The sequence below is a fragment of the Tenacibaculum sp. SM2510 genome, from assembly GCF_057002845.1.
On sequence record NZ_CP192703.1, the window covers coordinates 298,350 to 315,529 of the forward strand.

Sequence of the window (17,180 nt, forward strand, 5' to 3'; positions counted from 1 at the left end):
ATGAAATTTCTATTTGATAAAGATGTATGGCAAGAAATTTACGAAAGTATTCGTAAAAATAAAACCAGAACTGCAATTACAATTTTTGGAGCCTTTTGGGGAATTTTACTTTTAGTAGGATTGTTAGGAGCTGCCAAAGGAATTGAAAACGGTTTTAACAGTATGTTTGGTGATTTTGCAACCAACAGTGTTTTTATGGCTGGTGGTAGAACTTCAAAAGCTTTTAAAGGTTTTCAAGAAGGTAGGCAAATACAACTAACCACAAGCGATGTTGAAAAAATTAAAACCGAAGTTAAAGGAATAGAATTTGTAGTGCCAAGAAACGCTACCGGGGGTTTGGTCGTAAACGGATTAAAAACAGCAAACCTTACTATTTTTGGAGATTATCCACTATTAGATAAAGTGCAGAAGAAAAACTTAATTGAAGGTCGTTTTATCAATCAAAATGATATTAACGAAAACAAAAAAGTTTGTGTAATTAGCGACGATGTTTACGAGCAGTTATTTGATAAGGATGAAGAAGCTTTAGGTACTTATTTAAAAGTAAACAATATTGGTTATAAAGTTATAGGAGTATATAAACCAGGTAGAATAGGAGGGAGAGGTAACACTGTACATATTCCCTTTAGTACTTTCCGTTTAGTTTATAACTCAGGGAATAAGTTTCAATGGATGATGGTAACCGGTAAAGCAGGTTTTGATATCGAGCAAGTTGAAATTGATATAAAAGGATTATTAAAAAGTATTCACAAAATTCACCCTGATGATAGTAGGGCTTTTAACGGCTTTAATTTAGGAAAAGAAATAGCCAAAGTAACAGGTTTTTTAACAGGAATGCAGTTTTTAACTTGGTTCGTGGGTATTGCAACGCTAATTGCAGGAGTATTTGCTATTGGTAATATTTTATTAATTACAGTTAAAGAGCGTACGAAAGAAATTGGTATTCGAAGAGCATTAGGTGCAACACCTATTATGATTCGTCAACAAATTATATTAGAATCAATTTTCTTAACCTTATTAGCAGGATCACTAGGTATCATTGCAGGGGGATTAATTTTGATGCTAATAGATGCTTTTGATATATTAACAAACCCAACAGTGAATATACCTATTGTATTAATTGCATATGCAGTTTTAATAATACTTGGTACATTTATAGGGTTTATACCCGCATACATGGCTACAATTATACAACCAATTGAAGCATTAAGAGAAGAATAAAAAGAATCAATTAACAAGAATATAAATAGATAAAAATGAAAAAAATAATCATCTTTGGCGGAATAGCGTTAGCATTAGTACTAGTGTTAATATGGTTTGGAAAGAAGAACAGCGCTTCTCCAATAGAATATAAAACAGAAAAAGCTTTTAAAGCAACAATTGTTAAAAAGAGTGTTGCTACAGGTAAAGTAGTTCCTTTAGAAGAGGTTGAGATTAAACCTCAAATAGCAGGTATTATTGATAAAATTGCCGTTGTAGAAGGAGCGATTGTAAAAGCTGGTGATTTAATAGCAACCGTAAGGGTAGTACCAAATGTAGCCTCATTAAACAGAGCAAATGGTGTTGTTAAAAATGCGAAATTATCATTTAATAACGCTAAAAATCAGTTCGACAGAGACAAAAGTCTTTTTAACAAAGGAGTAATTTCTCGTCAGCAGTTTGAAAATTCTGAATTAAGTTTTAACAATTCAAAACAAAACTTAGCAAATGCACAATCAGATATGGATATCATTAAAAAAGGTACCACATCAGGTTTAGGAAGTGCAGCTAACACAAGTATTAGAGCTACTACTAATGGTATGATTGTTGAAATTCCTGTTAAAAAAGGATATCAAGTAACACAAACGAACGATTTTAACGCCGGTACTACGATTGCTCGTATTGCAGATATGACTAAAATGATTTTTGAAGGTCAGGTTGATGAATCAGAAGTTGGTAAATTAGTAAAAGGAACAAAAATTGAAGTAGCTTTAGGTGCTATTGAAGATAAAAAATTTCCAGCAGTATTAAACTTTATCGCTCCAAAAGGAACAGATGAAGGAGGAGCTGTTCAGTTTAAAATTAAAGCAGATGTAACTTTAGATGACTCTCACTTTATTAGGGCGGGTTATAGTGCAAATGCTGAAATTGTTTTAGCAAGAAGAGACAGTGTTTTATCTATTAAAGAAGCATTATTACAATTCGACAGAAAAACAGAGAAGCCATATGTTGAAATTAAAACTGGTGATCAGGAATATGAAAAGAGAGATGTTAAATTAGGATTGTCTGACGGAGTAAATGTTGAAATTTTAGAAGGTGTTACAGCAACCGATGAAATAAAAATATGGAATAAAGTTTCTAAAGATGAAGCTAAAAAGAGAAATAATTAATATTAATTAGTTCTTATACGTAAAAAAGCAACTCATTTGAGTTGCTTTTTTATGCTATATATTTAAAAATTACCCTTTGTAAAAAGGTAATTTAACCACCTTTGCAGGGATTTGTTTTTTACGCACCTGAATAAAAATTTCAGAATCTACTTTAGAAAGCTCTTTGGTTACATATCCTAACCCAATTCCTATTCCTAAAGAAGGACTCATTGTACCAGAAGTAACTCTACCAATATTGTTTCCATCAGCATCAACTATTTCATAATCATGACGAGGCACACCACGTTCTGTTAATTCAAAGGCTACTAATTTTTTAGTAACACCAGCTTCTTTTTGTGCTTTTAAAGCTTCAGCATTTACAAAGTCTTTGGTAAACTTTGTAATCCAACCTAAACCAGCTTCTAAAGGAGATGTAGTATCATCAATATCATTACCGTATAAACAATATCCCATTTCTAAACGTAAAGTATCACGAGCCGCTAAACCAATAGGTTTAATATCCCATTTAGCACCAGCTTCAAAAACTTTTTTCCAAAGTTGTTCAACATCTTTGTTTTTAACGTAAATCTCAAATCCGCCAGAACCTGTATAACCTGTTGCAGATACAACTACATCTGGTATTCCTGCAAAATCAGTAATTTCAAAAGTGTAAAACTTAATAGTAGATAAGTTTACAGAGGTTAACGATTGCATTGCTTCAACGGCTTTTGGACCTTGAATCGCTAATAAAGACCAATCATCTGATCTATCTTCCATATCAACTTTTAAATCGTTGTGTTTAGAAATCCAGTTCCAATCTTTTTCAATATTAGAGGCATTTACAACCAGCATATATTCATTTTCAGAAATCATATAAATGATTAAATCATCTACAATTCCTCCATCAGCATTTGGCATACAGCTATATTGCGCTTTTCCAGGTACTAATTTAGAGGCATCATTAGACGCTATTTTCTGGATTAAAGCCAAGGCATTTTCTCCTTTTAAGAAAAACTCTCCCATATGACTTACATCAAAAACACCCACACCTTTTCTAACAGTTTCGTGTTCTATATTTATACCTTCGTATTGTACAGGCATGTTATAACCAGCAAACGGAACTAATTTAGCTCCTAAAGCCTCGTGAATATGTGTTAATGCAGTATTTTTCATTTTAAATTGATTTGTTTTAATGAAACCAAAAGTATTGAAAAATGTGTAGTTTTTTACGTAATTATAATCTTTTTAAATATTCTGATAGCGGAATGTCAAAAGAAAAACCAAATAGGTGGTTTTTAAATACCTGTCCTTCCATTGGTAATGAGGCATTAATATTAAAATCTAAAGAATTAAAAAAAGTAAGACCTATTGCTGCGCCTATATTTGAGGTATTATAGCCTTTACCAGAAGTATCTGCAATTTTATACATTATCCCTGAAACATAAGGGAAAACATATATATCTGAAACTAATGCTTTTCTTTTAACATTATGAAATAGTTTATCTTGATATAAAGGGCTTCTATTAAAATTCCATAGTTTATATTTAACACCTATCTTTTCTGATGCCGTGTTAAAACTATTATAAGGTTTGCCATTGTTATCTATTAAATTTCCATTCGGTGCCCAATTTTGATTCAAACCAACTGTGGCATAAAAACTCCAATTACTAGTTTCATTTTGATATTTTTCTAATAAGTGAGTTAATACAGAAGCAACATCTATTTCTATCGAATTATTATCTAAGTCTACAATGGCATATTCTCTTAAAGAATTTATCAAATCAGGAATCAGTTTTTTTTCTCCGTTGGCATTTCTAAACAGATATTCATAATCATTCATTGTTTTTAACAAATAGGTAAAAGTTTCTGCTTTGTCTAATTCTTTGATGTTACCAATAAACTTTAAAAAATTTAATACATTATTAATATTCTTTGATGATAAAATTTTTTCATTACTCTTTATTTTTTTTATCATTAAAGAAGTTAAACTAAAATCAATACTTTTAATAATTTTCTTAAAATCAGCACTATTAGTTAACTTATTTGATAATACCAGTAATTCTGCTAAAAAATCTTTATCAAGTATATTTATGATATTTATATTATCTATATTTTTTTTAAAAGAACGATCTATAAAGACAGTGTATAGTTTTTTCAATGATTTTAGCTCATTTGAAGTAAGCACTATGTTTTCTTTCGGGCTCAAGTTAATAGTATCTATTTTTTCCTTTATAAAATTAAAAAGTTTTTCGGGAGGTAAATTATGAATATCGGTTAGATCGGTTTTTTTAATGAAATTTTTAAGTTTTATTAGATTTTCTTTAAATAAGCCATCTTTGGGATAGCTAAATTTAGCTTTTGTCGTGTTTTTCAGAGTATTATTGCGAAGCTTTAGATGATACTCTGATAGTAAGTCATAGGCTTTGGATTTATCAGTTAATATTTCTTTTAAATTATAAAGGTTTAAAAGGTCATAGTCTTTTTCTTTAATAGTTTTAATAAAAGTAATAAGTTCCTGATCATCGTTTATAAGGTGCTTATATAAAGCACTAATTCCTTGAGATAACTTGTATATATTTCTTGCCTTCTTATAATTTTCATCCAAGTCTTTACAGGTAGTCGTAAAAAAGGTAGTATTAAACAATGCAGAATGAGCTGATAGTAAATCTCCTATAAATTTTTGATGATTTTTATAACTTTTCAAATCATTAAAGGTCATTTCTGCTATATTTTGGGCATCCTTAATGTCTTCTACATAAAAAAAATTCTTTGCTTTTTGAAAGAACATAGATGATTTTTGAAGGGATGTCAAATCAATCGTGTTTTTTTCAATTGTGGTTAAAAAAATATCGAGAACTTCTTTTTCAAATATAATAGAATCATTGGAGGTTTTTTTAGCTGATAATAGCGCAGAAACAAGTTTGTTTTCTTCTTGAAAAGATTGTAGTAAACTATAAAATAAGTCTTGTTTCGTAAATTTATATATAGAATCATCTTTTAAGTGATTTATCATATTAATTTCGCCAATAATATTGAACTTAATATTGTTGGAAACGTTAGTTATTTTTGCTCTTTCTTCATTTATTTCTTTTACGGTATTGTTAAATTGTTCTAAATTAGCGGTTTTTTTTAAAATTAATTGCTGTAATGCTTCGAGGGCTATTTTGTAATCATTTTTTTGAGTATTGTTAAAAATTAAATCTGCACTATTTTTTGAATAGATGTTTAAACTTTCATATTCCTTTATAATCTCTTCCATATCCATTGTTAAAGAGCTAAACTGAATACCGCTTTTGCTAGTTATGTCTTTTAAAAGATTACTGTTTTTTATTATTTTTTTTATAGTATAATACACTTTTAGAATGGAAATTATTTTTCTTACGTTCACTTCTTTATTAAAAAAAGCAGGAACTTCGGTGTTCTTTATGAGCAAGGATTTAAAAGCGGCAGTATACTGATCGATGTTTTTTATTGCAGCAATTTTACTAAAATCGATAAGTTTTTCGTAAGAAAAAAGTTCGGCTAAAAAGTTAGCCTTTTCTGATTTTAAAGAAGAATTATAGATTTCAAAATGTTCATAATAATTGAAATTATTTAGTAAACCAAGTTCTTTGATTTGAGGAATTTCAGAACATATTGTTAATATTGTTTTTATGATATGATTTCTAACAGAAGCATTACTATTTTTTTCTAGATTAACATTTATATTTTCTAATTCAATAGTTATGGTGTCATTGAGGTTCTCAATTGTTTTTATATTCAGAATTTTTTCTCCTTCATCAAAAAAGTATTTAAAGAGATTTTCTTCAGATTTTAAAAATAACTTTGTACTACCTAATACAAAAAGATAATTTGTCGTTTCTTCTAAAATACGTTTGGTCATCACTTTGTGATTCTTTTCTTGAAAAATAATGGTGGTAATACGTTCAATATAAAATTGAGAATAATCATCAAGTTCAGAACTTCCGATGTACTCATAAATCATTCTTTTTATACCCTCACGAACAATCTCTTTTTGCTTTTCAGCAATAATTTTAGCGATGAGTTCAACATCTAAAGTTCCTTTGTGAAAAGCGACGTTATCTAAACCGGCCGATAAAGTAGGAGCTTGACCGCTAGACTGTGCGATAAGTTGAAAAGAAAGTAATAGACATAGTAGTAAATTAATAAATAAAGTTGTAATCTTTTTCATAATAGTTAGGTTAGTCGGTTAGCGCCTTAAATATAAGGTATATTAATTTGGTAGTCAATTATTTACAGGTGCGTGTGTGAATGTTTTTTAATCAAAATAAATAGAATCAATAAAAAAATCATACCCTAAAAATTCGTTAAAATTTTCTTTTTCTACAGGAAGAAGCATACATTTGAGTGGCTATAAAACCCTAACAAAATGTTTAAAAAAACACTACTCGTTTGTTTACTAGGAGTATTAAGTGAGGTTACTGCACAAACACCAACAGATTATTTATCTACAGGTTTTCATAAAAATAGAAGAGAGATCTTACGCTCTAAAATGCCTAAGAATTCAGTAGCAATGGTCTTTGCAAATCCGATACGTAATAGAGCAAATGATGTAGATTATGTTTTTCATCAAGATCCTAGTTTTTATTATTTAACAGGATATCGTGAGCCAAACGCGGTTTTAGTATTGTTTTCAGATAATCAGAAAGATAGTTCAGGTACTTTATACAATGAAATTTTATATGTTCAAAAAAATGACCCAAGAGCAGAAATGTGGAATGGTAAGCGTTTAGGTATTGAAGGAGCAAAAACAGAACTTGGCTTTAAAGTAGCTAAAAATGCAGAAGACTTTATTTCAGATAAATTAAATTTCAAAAGTTTTGATAAAATTTACATAGAGAAGTTCAAAGATGATTATCGAAATTCTGAAAGAGATAAAGGAGAAATTTATGATTTAGTAAACGGATTTAAAAAGCTTTCTGGTTATAAGAATAATATAGTTAAGGACCCAAATATTGAGCATATTCATAAGGCTATAGCAAATGTTCCTGACGCGAAATTAGAAGAGATGGCTAAGGAGTTATCTAAAAGCTTAGAAAGTTATCCAGAGTATAAAAAAGACCCTATGATAAACGATTATATAACTGCTACAAATGATGGGTTAAGAAAAGAGCTAAAACAAAGAATGAAATTGAACCTTAATAAAAGAGAAACGAATATAGATCTTAAGTTTTTACCAACTAAATTAGCAGAAATGCGTGAAGTTAAAACAACTGAAGAATTAAAATTATTAACTAAAGCAATTCGTATTTCTGCTATTGGTCAAGTAGAAATGATGAAAGCAATGCAACCTAATATGTCTGAAACAGAAATTCAAGGGATTCATGAGTTTGTATATAAAAAATACGGCGCTGAATATGAAGGATATCCATCAATAGTTGGAGCAGGAAATAATGGTTGTATTTTACATTATATAGAAAATAGTAAAACGAAAGTAAACGATGAATTAGTGTTAATGGATTTAGGAGCAGAATATCGAGGATATACTGCGGATGTAACAAGGACGATTCCTGCAAATGGTAAGTTTTCTACTGAACAAAAAGCAATTTATAATATTGTTTTAAAAGCACAAGATGCTGCAATCGCAGTTTCAAAAGCAGGCAATCAGTTTTGGCAACTAGGTGAAGAAGCTAAAAAAGTAATCAATAAAGGACTGTTAGATTTAAGAATTATTAAAACATTAGATGCAAAGCACAACTATTTTCCTCACGGTACTTCACATCATATTGGGTTAGATGTACATGATCCAGGAACTTATGGGAAGTTTCAAAAAAACATGGTTATTACTGTAGAACCTGGTATTTATATTCCTGAAGGAAGTAACTGTGATAAAAAATGGTGGGGAATTGCAGTTCGTATAGAAGATGATATTTTAATCACAGATGCTGCGCCTGTGAATTTATCAAAAGAAGCACCTAGAACAATTGAGAGTATCGAAAAAATGATGGCTAAAAAAAGTGTGTTAAATGATTTTGTGTTACCTAATTTAGATTAATGAAATTTACAAAAAAAACAATTTCTAATATTGTATTTGTAGTTATAATTGGTTTGCTATTATATCCGCCAACGAAAGTATATTTTATACGATTAATTTCTTTTTCACCAAGTACAATTGATGTTGAAGAAAGGGAATCTTTAAAAAGTTATAACTGGAATTTAAAAGGTTTAAATACTCATAATATTGATTTCAATGAAACAAAAGGCAAAGTAGTTTTCATAAATTTTTGGGCAACATGGTGTCCGCCCTGTATAGCCGAAATGCCAAGTGTTCAAAGTTTATATGATGATTATAAAGATCGTGTAGCATTTATTTTTGTGAGTAATGAAGATTGGAGTACAATCGGTAATTTTTATAAACTAAAAGGATATAATTTACCAACCTACAATAAGTTAAGTAACATACCAGAACAATTAAAAAGTAAATCGATACCTGCTACTTTTATTATTGATAAAAAAGGTAACATTGTTACTGATAAAAAAGGACCAGCAGATTGGAATAGTACTAAAGTTAGAGAATTATTAGACGAATTAATCAAGTAGAAACTTTACTTTTGTCATTTTAAACATACTATGAGTCAAGAACAACCAAATAATCCGCTTCACGGAATAAAGTTAGCCACCATGCTAGAAGAATTATACTTAGAATATGGTTGGGAAGAGTTAGGTGAAATTTTAAAGATTAATGCTTTTAAAAATAATCCTACTTACAAATCTGGGTTAAAGTTTTTAAGAACTACTCCTTGGGCAAGAACGAAAGTAGAAGCGTTGTATTTAGAGTATATTAGTTAGATTTTAACACCAATTCACTCCATTCTTTCGGATTTTCTAGCATAGGGAAGTGTCCTGAGTTGTGTAACCAAAATAATGTATTGTTAGGTATTTCTTTACACAGCAACTCAGCAATTTTTTTTACTGCAATCGGATCGTGGGTTGCCCACACAATTTTTGTTTCAATATTAGTTTGTGTTAAAGCACCAATCCAACGATGCCAAAAATAATAACGTTCGTTTATATAATTACTTAATAAGTGAATCACATTCCGCCCATCATTATAATTAATTTGAAACCACATTTCGTTTAACTCGGTTTTAGAAACTTTAGATTTATCAAAATAAATATTTCTGATATTTCGATTAAAAAGAGCTTGATTTACCAATTTAGTAACCCATTTTCCAGTAATTTTATTCTTTAGTAATTTCTGAATCGTTCTTAGTTTAGCCAACTCAACATGCATGCTTCCATTGCATAAAATCAATTTATCTATGGTAATATTTACTTGATTCATATTGGTGCGCGCAATAATTTCGGTAGCAATACTTGTGCCGTAATCGTGTGCTAATAAAGTAACATTTTGCAAACCCAGTTTTTCCCATAAGAGTAAAGCAGTATCTGCTTGCTCAATTAATGAATAAGAATAATCTAAAGGTTTATCCGAAAAGCCAAACCCTAAATGATCGTGAATAATAACGCTATAATGCTTTGTTAAATATGGTAATGCTTTATAATAATCGAAAGAAGAAGTAGGATATCCGTGTAAAATAACCAAGGTGTTTTCATGATTACCTTCATCAATCATAAAAATATTTCGATTATTTATTTTTATAATTTTACCTTTCGATTTCCATGCAGATGAAGTCATAATTATATATTTTTCTGTTTACAATGTAGTGATTTTTGCGTAGTTTTGAATTTGTCCGTTTGAGTAAAATTTACTTGAACAGATAAGAGAAAATTAAAATTATATAGAGAACTGAATAAAAAACTTCTCGATATAATTTTATTCATTTCAATCATAAAATCACTCGAAGTGACACCATATTTCATCGACGTCATATTACCAATTCCGTTAAAAAAAACATTTACATATTCGATAAATGAGGCAGAGTTTTCATTCCTTAAAAAAGGAATGCGAGTAGCTGTTTCTTTTGGTAAAAGTAAAATTTATACAGCACTGGTGTTTAACATTCATCAAAATGCACCAGAATTATACGAGGCAAAAGACATTCATCAAATTTTAGATGAAAAACCTATTGTAACTGAGCGTCAATTAAAACATTGGGAATGGATTTCTGGTTATTATATGTGTTCTTTAGGAGATGTTTACAGAGCTGCGTTGCCATCGGCTTTTTTGTTAGAAAGTGAAACGATTATTTATAAAAACGAAACTTTTACTGATGAAACAAGTTTAACAGATTCAGAGTTTTTAATTTTTGAAGCATTACAGCATCATTCGCAAATAACCATTCATCAAGTAGCAGATATTTTAGGTAAGAAAACAGTTTTGCCAATTATCGATGGATTAATAAACAAAGAAGCCGCTTTTATTAAAGAAGAAATTTACGAAACCTACAAACCGAAATTGGTAAAGTATGTTCGTTTAAATTCGAAATACACCTCAAACGAAGCTTTGCAGAGTTTGTTAGAAGAGCTTTCTAGAGCAAAAAAACAACGAGAAGCGGTATTGACTTATTTTCAATTATCAGTTTCTAAAAAACCAATAAAGAGTAAGGAATTAGAAGACAAATCGGGTACTTCATCCGCAGTTTTAAAAGCATTGGTGGATAAAGAAATTTTCGAGTTTTATGAAATTCAAACAGATCGAATTAATTTTAACGGAGATACCAATGAAATAAAAGATTTAAATGAATTTCAGCAGCAATCTTTTAATGAAATAAAAACCTCTTTTGAAACTCAGAATGTAACGTTATTACACGGAGTTACCGGTTCTGGAAAAACAGAAATATATGTTAAACTGATAAAAGAGGTTATTGCAGAAGGCAAGCAAGTATTGTTTTTATTACCCGAAATAGCTTTAACAACACAAATAATTACGCGTTTACAACGTTATTTTGGAAGCTTTATATCAGTATTTCACTCAAAATATTCTATGAATGAACGGGTAGAAGTTTGGAATAATGTGTTAGAAAACAAACCCAAAGCGCAAATTATTTTAGGAGCTCGTTCTTCAGGTTTTTTACCTTTTTCTAACTTAGGGTTAATCGTTGTTGATGAAGAACATGAAACATCTTACAAACAATTTGAACCTTCACCACGTTATAATGCACGTGACGCAGCAGTAGTTTTAGGGCATTTACATAAAGCAAAAGTATTGTTAGGTTCTGCTACGCCGTCTTTAGAGAGTTATTATAACGCGCAGCAGAATAAGTATGGTTTTGTGGAGTTAACAAGGCGTTTTGGAAATATTCAATTGCCAAAAATTGAGCTGATTGATGTAAAAGAAAAACATCGAAAAAAGGAAATGAAAGGTCATTTCTCTGATCGATTGTTAAAAATGATTACGGAGGCGTTAGAAGAAAAAGAACAAGTAATTTTATTTCAAAACCGACGTGGATTTTCACCTGTTGTAGAGTGTACAACGTGTGGTGTTTCTCCCGAATGTCCAAATTGTGATGTTAGTTTAACGTTTCATAAATTCCGACGTGAATTAAAATGTCATTACTGCCACTATCAACGTTCAATGCCAAATAGTTGCGGTGCTTGTGGTAGCGCAACACTCGACACGAAAGGTTTTGGAACCGAACAAATAGAATTAGAATTAAAAGAACTTTTTCCGAAGTATAAAATCGGAAGAATGGATTTAGACACTACGCGTGGTAAATATGGATATCAAAAAATAATTGGTGCTTTTGAAGCGCAGGAAATTGATATTTTGGTAGGAACACAAATGTTATCAAAAGGGTTAGATTTTGAAAACGTATCGTTAGTAGGTGTTTTAAGTGCCGATTCGATGTTAAATTTTCCGGATTTTAGAGCGCATGAAAGAGCTTATCAATTAATGGTACAAGTATCAGGTAGGGCAGGACGAAGTAAAAAACAAGGTAAGGTGGCGATACAAACTTATAATCCGTATCATCAAATATTACAGCAGGTTTCTACTACAAACTATGCTGAGATGTATAAGGAACAACTACAAGAACGTTGGCAATTTCAATACCCGCCATATTTTCGATTGATAAAAATCACCTTAAAGCATAAGGATTATAATCGTGTAGAAAATGGTGTGAATTGGCTGGCAAAATCATTGCAAATTGTTTTTCAAGAAAACGTATTAGGACCAACGGCACCAGCAGTTTCTAGAGTTCGTAACTTATATATTAAGAATTTAATTATAAAAATTCCGCCAAAACAATCGTTAGCAAAAACAAAAGAACAACTGCAAAAGGTGAGAAATACATTTGAAGGTATAAAAGACTTTAGACCTATCCGATTTATTATTGATGTAGATGCTTATTAAAAATTAGGCTAACTTCGCATTTATGGTTATTACGGGAGCTAAAATTACTGACTTTGCAATTAAGTACTTAGCCGAATCAAAAGGTTTAGTAGATTTTATAAAAAAAACTAAACTATGTATTAAATACTAAAACCCGAATTAATTAAAGCCTTTGTTAGCATTAGTTTTTACATTTCCCATACTCTCTTTCTAAAATAATATTCATTTACACCTTCACCAACACAGTAATCACGATTACTTCTTTCAATCATAAATTTTTTTAAACCTCCATATGGCATTTCAGTTCTTTGTTCACCTCGATATTCAATTCTAGAGTTTTGATAACTGAACATATCACTTCTGTTGATAAGAATTACACCTTCTTCAATTCTAAATCCTTCAAATAGATAGGTTCTTATTTGGTCACAAATGTAATTTAATGCACGAGTAAGTTCTAATACCAAATCTATGATTAATCCTAGATGATAATCATAATGCTCAAGAGCTTTAATTTCTGTTTGCTGACAATAAGCATTTTCATCATTATAAAACTGTTCTCTCTGATAGTTTTTGTAAAATTTCTTTATAGAATATCCATTTGGGTTTTCATCAGGGAATTCTGAGTATAGTCTGATTAAATCATTTAATATGTTTTTAAAATTTATAAGAGATGATTCTAAAGGTAAATACCTTTGAGGCCAAACTCTTGAAACTATGTAGTCAGGTACTTGTTTTAAAGTGTCAAATTCTTCTTTAGGAAAAGCTTCCCACATTCCAAGCATATAAGAAGTCCAATTAGTCCAAGTATCTAAGTTTGTTAATTCTATAAATTTTTGAATATATGTTGCATATAATTCGTCATCTCTAGTTTTTTGTCTGTCTGTAGATAGGTTTTTCTTTACCCAAAACTCGTGTGTTTTTTTGTACTTGTGTAACTTTTCAACTGTATATTCAACTTCTTGGTCATCAATAATTTTATGATGAACACTACAAAGTAAGATTAAGTTATCATACTTGTCTCTTTTTTCTTCTTTGAGAGGATGTTTACCTCTAGGGCCATTAATTTTTTTTGCAACTATGTGAGCTTCTTGACCAATAATAGAAGGGTCATCTGTTGAAGTTTCATCAATCACCAATTCTTTTTTACAATCAGGAAAAGCACACATATTTCCTGACCTTCCCCAAATTAATTTATGTGTTTTTAGTGATATACTCATAATTGGTGTTAACTTATTTGTGGATATGAATCCGTTTTAATGATTTAAATTCAACGTTAACGAAAGGTAGTCGAATTTAGCCTAAGAATCAAGCTAGATTATTCTTCAAAAACTTCAAAAACCCTTAATATATCCTTATAGATTTTTTGTTTTGAGCAGCTATAGCTATTACAATATGTTTTGGCCCGTATAACTCAAATCGACAAAGCTTTCTCAAAAAAATCGATATTTCATGTAAATAGTATGTTGAATAAAAATATGAACCTCAATAAATATAGTTATGACAAAGAATAAAGTTTTGAGAATTATTTCCTTTTAGAATTAGAAATACAATACCAAGTCTAAAAAAATAACGGTAATTCCTATCAAAATAAAAATATTATTGTAGCAATTACCGTAACAAAAATAACGGTATATTTTTTTTCTAATATTTTATAAATTTGTTCTTTCGTTGCATTTATATCTCTTTCTTTTCTCCATTTTTAAGAACTCTATAATATTTATTCCCTTTAATAAGTAAGCCTTCCGATTCTTGATAAGGCCAATGTTTTTTATAATCTTTGGGGTGTTTAACATCAATTCCTATAACTTTTCCGTTGTATTGTCTGTTTATTTTTGATTGTAATGTATGGCCAACAATTACAGCTTTAGCATTAAATTTATTTAAGCCTTTTTCAACTTCTTCTTGTGTTAAATTATCTTTGTGATAACCTCTATACCAACAAACACCTGTTTTGTTTGAGGTAAGTAATTGTTCAATATTTTTTTCCTTTTTAGGATAGTATGGTTTGTAGTAACTACTTCTTATCAATTCGTTTATTGCATTTAAACTTAATTTAGAATCTGCTATTTCCGGATGAATTCCTCCGTGAACAAACAGGTTTCCATTTATAATTTCTACGGTGTTTTTACTTGCCATCCATTTGCCTAAAAATGAATTTTGATTATACAATTCGCTTTGAAATTTTCCTAAAAAAGCACTTACAGCAAGATATTTGTCTGCTGCTACCTTATAATTTCCTTGCATATTTTTTAGTTCGTGATTTCCTATAATAAAATGCACATACCCTCCTTGTTTTGTAGCATCTTGTTCTAATTTATAAATAAACCATAGTACTTGTGTTACAGACCAACCTCTATCCACAAAATCACCAACCAATACTAAATGACCTTTTCCAAATGTCCAGTTTAAGTTTTCATCAATTATCTTACTGTTTATTAGAAAATCTCGAAATGTTTTATAGCTACCCTCAATATCTGAAATGGCAATAATAGGATTATCATCATTATAAGTGGTTTTTGGGGTTTTAATATCTGAATTTATTTTAAAATCAAAACTTGTAGAATCAATTTGAAAATAACTTTTTGCTATAATTTCAGAATTAATTGAATATTCCTTTTTATCAACATAAAACCCATCATCTTTATTTCCTTTAACATACTTTACATCTAGAATACTATCATTTTTGTAAAAAACATAAGGACCTTCATTCCCTATATTATACATTAAAGGATGATCTCCATAATGTAAACTTGCTCCGTGATATAAGCCAAAAAAAACGGCTATTACTCCTAATGTTAATAGGGTAGATATAATGTGTTTTAAATACCTTAATACTCTTTTTTTCATTTTTGTTTAGTTTTAAACTTTAAACAAACATAATTAAGGAGTCTTCTTTACTAAATTTAATGTGATAAACAGCTATTTTTCGGGGATACAAACCTTTCAAGTTCATTTGAAGTTATTTCGTTGTATAGAAGATTAATTTCAACCCTATTTAGCGGTTGTTTGTCAACTTTTTTGCGAGGGATATATTTTCGCCTAATTTTGCAATATGATATTGAGCACAAACAAACATAAATGGTTGCTAATAACGCTAATTGCAACAGGTGTTATTCCTATATTAATTACAGCATTTGAAATAATTATTACAGGTAAAGAATCGGTAGTTTTTTTAGAAAATTATAACCCAATAATAGGAGTTGCTATTACTACTTATTATCTAATATTACTAGGTTTAGGTATTTTTTGGTTTACAAAACAACTGATCTCTATTGTTAAATTAAAAAACGAGAAAGCAAAAACTGAATTAATGCTTTTAAAAAGTCAAGTAAACCCACATTTCTTTTTTAATATGCTTAATAACTTATATGGTTTAGTAGGTAAAGAGCCTAAAAAAGGACAAGAATTGATATTAAAACTATCAGATATGATGCGTTATAGTATTTATAAAGGCGAAAAAGAAACCGTTACACTAAAAGAAGAAGTTGATTATTTAATAAACTATATTGAGCTTCATAAAATGAGATATCAAAAGAAAATTGACATTAGTTTTAATAGCCATATAGAAGAAGATTACAAAGTGATGCCTTTACTATTTATTATTCTTTTAGAAAATGCTTTTAAACACGGAGTAGAGCGTTTACGAGATAGTGCTTATGTGAATATTAATATGATTGTTATTAATGATGAGATACAATTTACTGTAGAAAATAATTTTGATAGTTCTGAAGATGTTGAAACTTCTGGAATTGGTTTAAAAAATTTAAAAAGAAGATTGGCGCTGGTTTATCCAAATAAACACAGGTTGTCTTTTTCAACTATAGAAAATGTATATAAAGTAGAATTAAGATTGAACACGCTATGATTAAATATTTAATTATTGATGATGAATATATAGCCCACGATATTATTAAAGATTATTGTGATTTATTGCCTAATATGCAGTTGATGAAAAATTGCTACGACGGATTAGAAGCATTTGAATATTTGAATAAGAATGAAGTTGATTTGATTTTTTTAGATTTAAACATGCCAAAACTAAAAGGGTTTGATTTTCTAAAAACGCTAAAAAGTCCACCAAAAGTAATTGTAACTACTGCATATAAAGAATTTGCATTTGAAGGCTATGAACTTAACATTTCAGATTACTTGTTAAAACCATTTAGTTTTGAACGTTTTTTAAAGGCAATTAACAAAACTTTTAGTTCTCCAACAACACAGGTTTCTGTTTTACCTGAAAGTAATACCATATCGAAACGTATTTTTTTACGAAGTAATAAAAAATATACACAAATAGAAATTGATGCTGTTTTATTTATTGAAGCGTCCGGAAATTACACCAAAGTGATTACTATATTAGAGACAATTACTATTCGTGAAAAAATATCAACGGTTTTGGAACTATTACCAAAAGAAGATTTTTTACAAGTTCATAAATCATTTGTAGTTGCTCACAAACATATTAAAAGTATTGAAGGAAATAGGATGTTTGTAAATGATCACATTATTCCTATTGGAAAAATTTTTAAAATAAATGTTGTTCAATTATTAAAGTAAATTTCTTTTCATTCTTTCAG

The 17,180-nt window shown here is 29.5% G+C and carries 13 protein-coding genes; 8 read left to right on the top strand and 5 right to left on the bottom strand.

Translation table 11 applies throughout. The features are described 5' to 3' along the window. Positions 1 to 1,221, top strand: coding sequence for an ABC transporter permease (locus ACQ629_RS01250; RefSeq protein WP_483706151.1), 1,221 nt, complete (start codon positions 1 to 3; stop codon positions 1,219 to 1,221). Positions 1,222 to 1,256: 35 nt separating this feature from the next. After that, a complete protein-coding gene (locus ACQ629_RS01255; RefSeq protein ID WP_483706152.1) occupies positions 1,257 to 2,369 on the top strand; it encodes an efflux RND transporter periplasmic adaptor subunit in 1,113 nt (370 codons plus the stop codon). Positions 2,370 to 2,438: 69 nt separating this feature from the next. On the opposite strand, the gene gcvT is transcribed toward ACQ629_RS01255, so the two are convergent. Beyond that, positions 2,439 to 3,521 (bottom strand): glycine cleavage system aminomethyltransferase GcvT, encoded by a 1,083-nt coding sequence (gene gcvT, locus ACQ629_RS01260; RefSeq protein WP_483706153.1) that lies wholly within the window; start codon positions 3,519 to 3,521, stop codon positions 2,439 to 2,441. Between the two features lie 61 nt (positions 3,522 to 3,582). Further along, positions 3,583 to 6,540 (bottom strand): hypothetical protein, encoded by a 2,958-nt coding sequence (locus tag ACQ629_RS01265; protein ID WP_483706154.1) that lies wholly within the window; start codon positions 6,538 to 6,540, stop codon positions 3,583 to 3,585. A 198-nt stretch (positions 6,541 to 6,738) separates the two neighbouring features. On the opposite strand from ACQ629_RS01265, the gene ACQ629_RS01270 reads away from it, so the two are divergent. The 3 genes from ACQ629_RS01270 to ACQ629_RS01280 are packed head-to-tail and all read left to right on the top strand — an operon-like array spanning position 6,739 to position 9,158. Beyond that, entirely contained in the window at positions 6,739 to 8,364 is a 1,626-nt protein-coding gene (locus ACQ629_RS01270) for an aminopeptidase P N-terminal domain-containing protein (protein WP_483706155.1), read from the top strand. Then, positions 8,364 to 8,909 carry a TlpA family protein disulfide reductase gene (locus ACQ629_RS01275; protein WP_483706156.1) on the top strand — a complete coding sequence of 182 codons (546 nt, stop codon included), beginning with the start codon at positions 8,364 to 8,366 and terminating at the stop codon, positions 8,907 to 8,909. Before ACQ629_RS01270 ends, ACQ629_RS01275 begins: the two co-directional genes overlap by 1 nt. A 30-nt stretch (positions 8,910 to 8,939) precedes the next feature. After that, positions 8,940 to 9,158 carry a VF530 family protein gene (locus ACQ629_RS01280; RefSeq protein WP_218772605.1) on the top strand — a complete coding sequence of 73 codons (219 nt, stop codon included), beginning with the start codon at positions 8,940 to 8,942 and terminating at the stop codon, positions 9,156 to 9,158. Here ACQ629_RS01280 and ACQ629_RS01285 read toward each other — a convergent pair. Beyond that, on the bottom strand, positions 9,151 to 10,008 hold the full coding sequence (locus ACQ629_RS01285; protein WP_483706157.1) for an alpha/beta fold hydrolase: 858 nt from the start codon (positions 10,006 to 10,008) through the stop codon (positions 9,151 to 9,153). The two genes, ACQ629_RS01280 and ACQ629_RS01285, sit on opposite strands and share 8 nt — an antisense overlap. Positions 10,009 to 10,176: 168 nt before the next feature. Between ACQ629_RS01285 and priA the strand changes: the two genes are divergently transcribed. Next, the gene (priA, locus tag ACQ629_RS01290; RefSeq protein ID WP_483706158.1) at positions 10,177 to 12,624 is read left to right on the top strand and encodes a replication restart helicase PriA; all 2,448 of its coding nucleotides are present in this window, start codon (positions 10,177 to 10,179) and stop codon (positions 12,622 to 12,624) included. Positions 12,625 to 12,791: 167 nt separating this feature from the next. Here priA and ACQ629_RS01295 read toward each other — a convergent pair whose 3' ends face one another. Then, complete coding sequence (locus ACQ629_RS01295; RefSeq protein ID WP_483706159.1) at positions 12,792 to 13,820, bottom strand: hypothetical protein; 1,029 nt, start codon at positions 13,818 to 13,820, stop codon at positions 12,792 to 12,794. Between the two features lie 457 nt (positions 13,821 to 14,277). After that, entirely contained in the window at positions 14,278 to 15,450 is a 1,173-nt protein-coding gene (locus ACQ629_RS01300; protein ID WP_483706160.1) for a metallophosphoesterase, read from the bottom strand. Between the two features lie 205 nt (positions 15,451 to 15,655). On the opposite strand from ACQ629_RS01300, the gene ACQ629_RS01305 reads away from it, so the two are divergent. Then, positions 15,656 to 16,468 (top strand): sensor histidine kinase, encoded by an 813-nt coding sequence (locus tag ACQ629_RS01305; protein ID WP_483706161.1) that lies wholly within the window; start codon positions 15,656 to 15,658, stop codon positions 16,466 to 16,468. Next, positions 16,465 to 17,160 carry a LytR/AlgR family response regulator transcription factor gene (locus ACQ629_RS01310; RefSeq protein WP_483706162.1) on the top strand — a complete coding sequence of 232 codons (696 nt, stop codon included), beginning with the start codon at positions 16,465 to 16,467 and terminating at the stop codon, positions 17,158 to 17,160. Before ACQ629_RS01305 ends, ACQ629_RS01310 begins: the two co-directional genes overlap by 4 nt. Positions 17,161 to 17,180 lie beyond the last annotated feature (20 nt).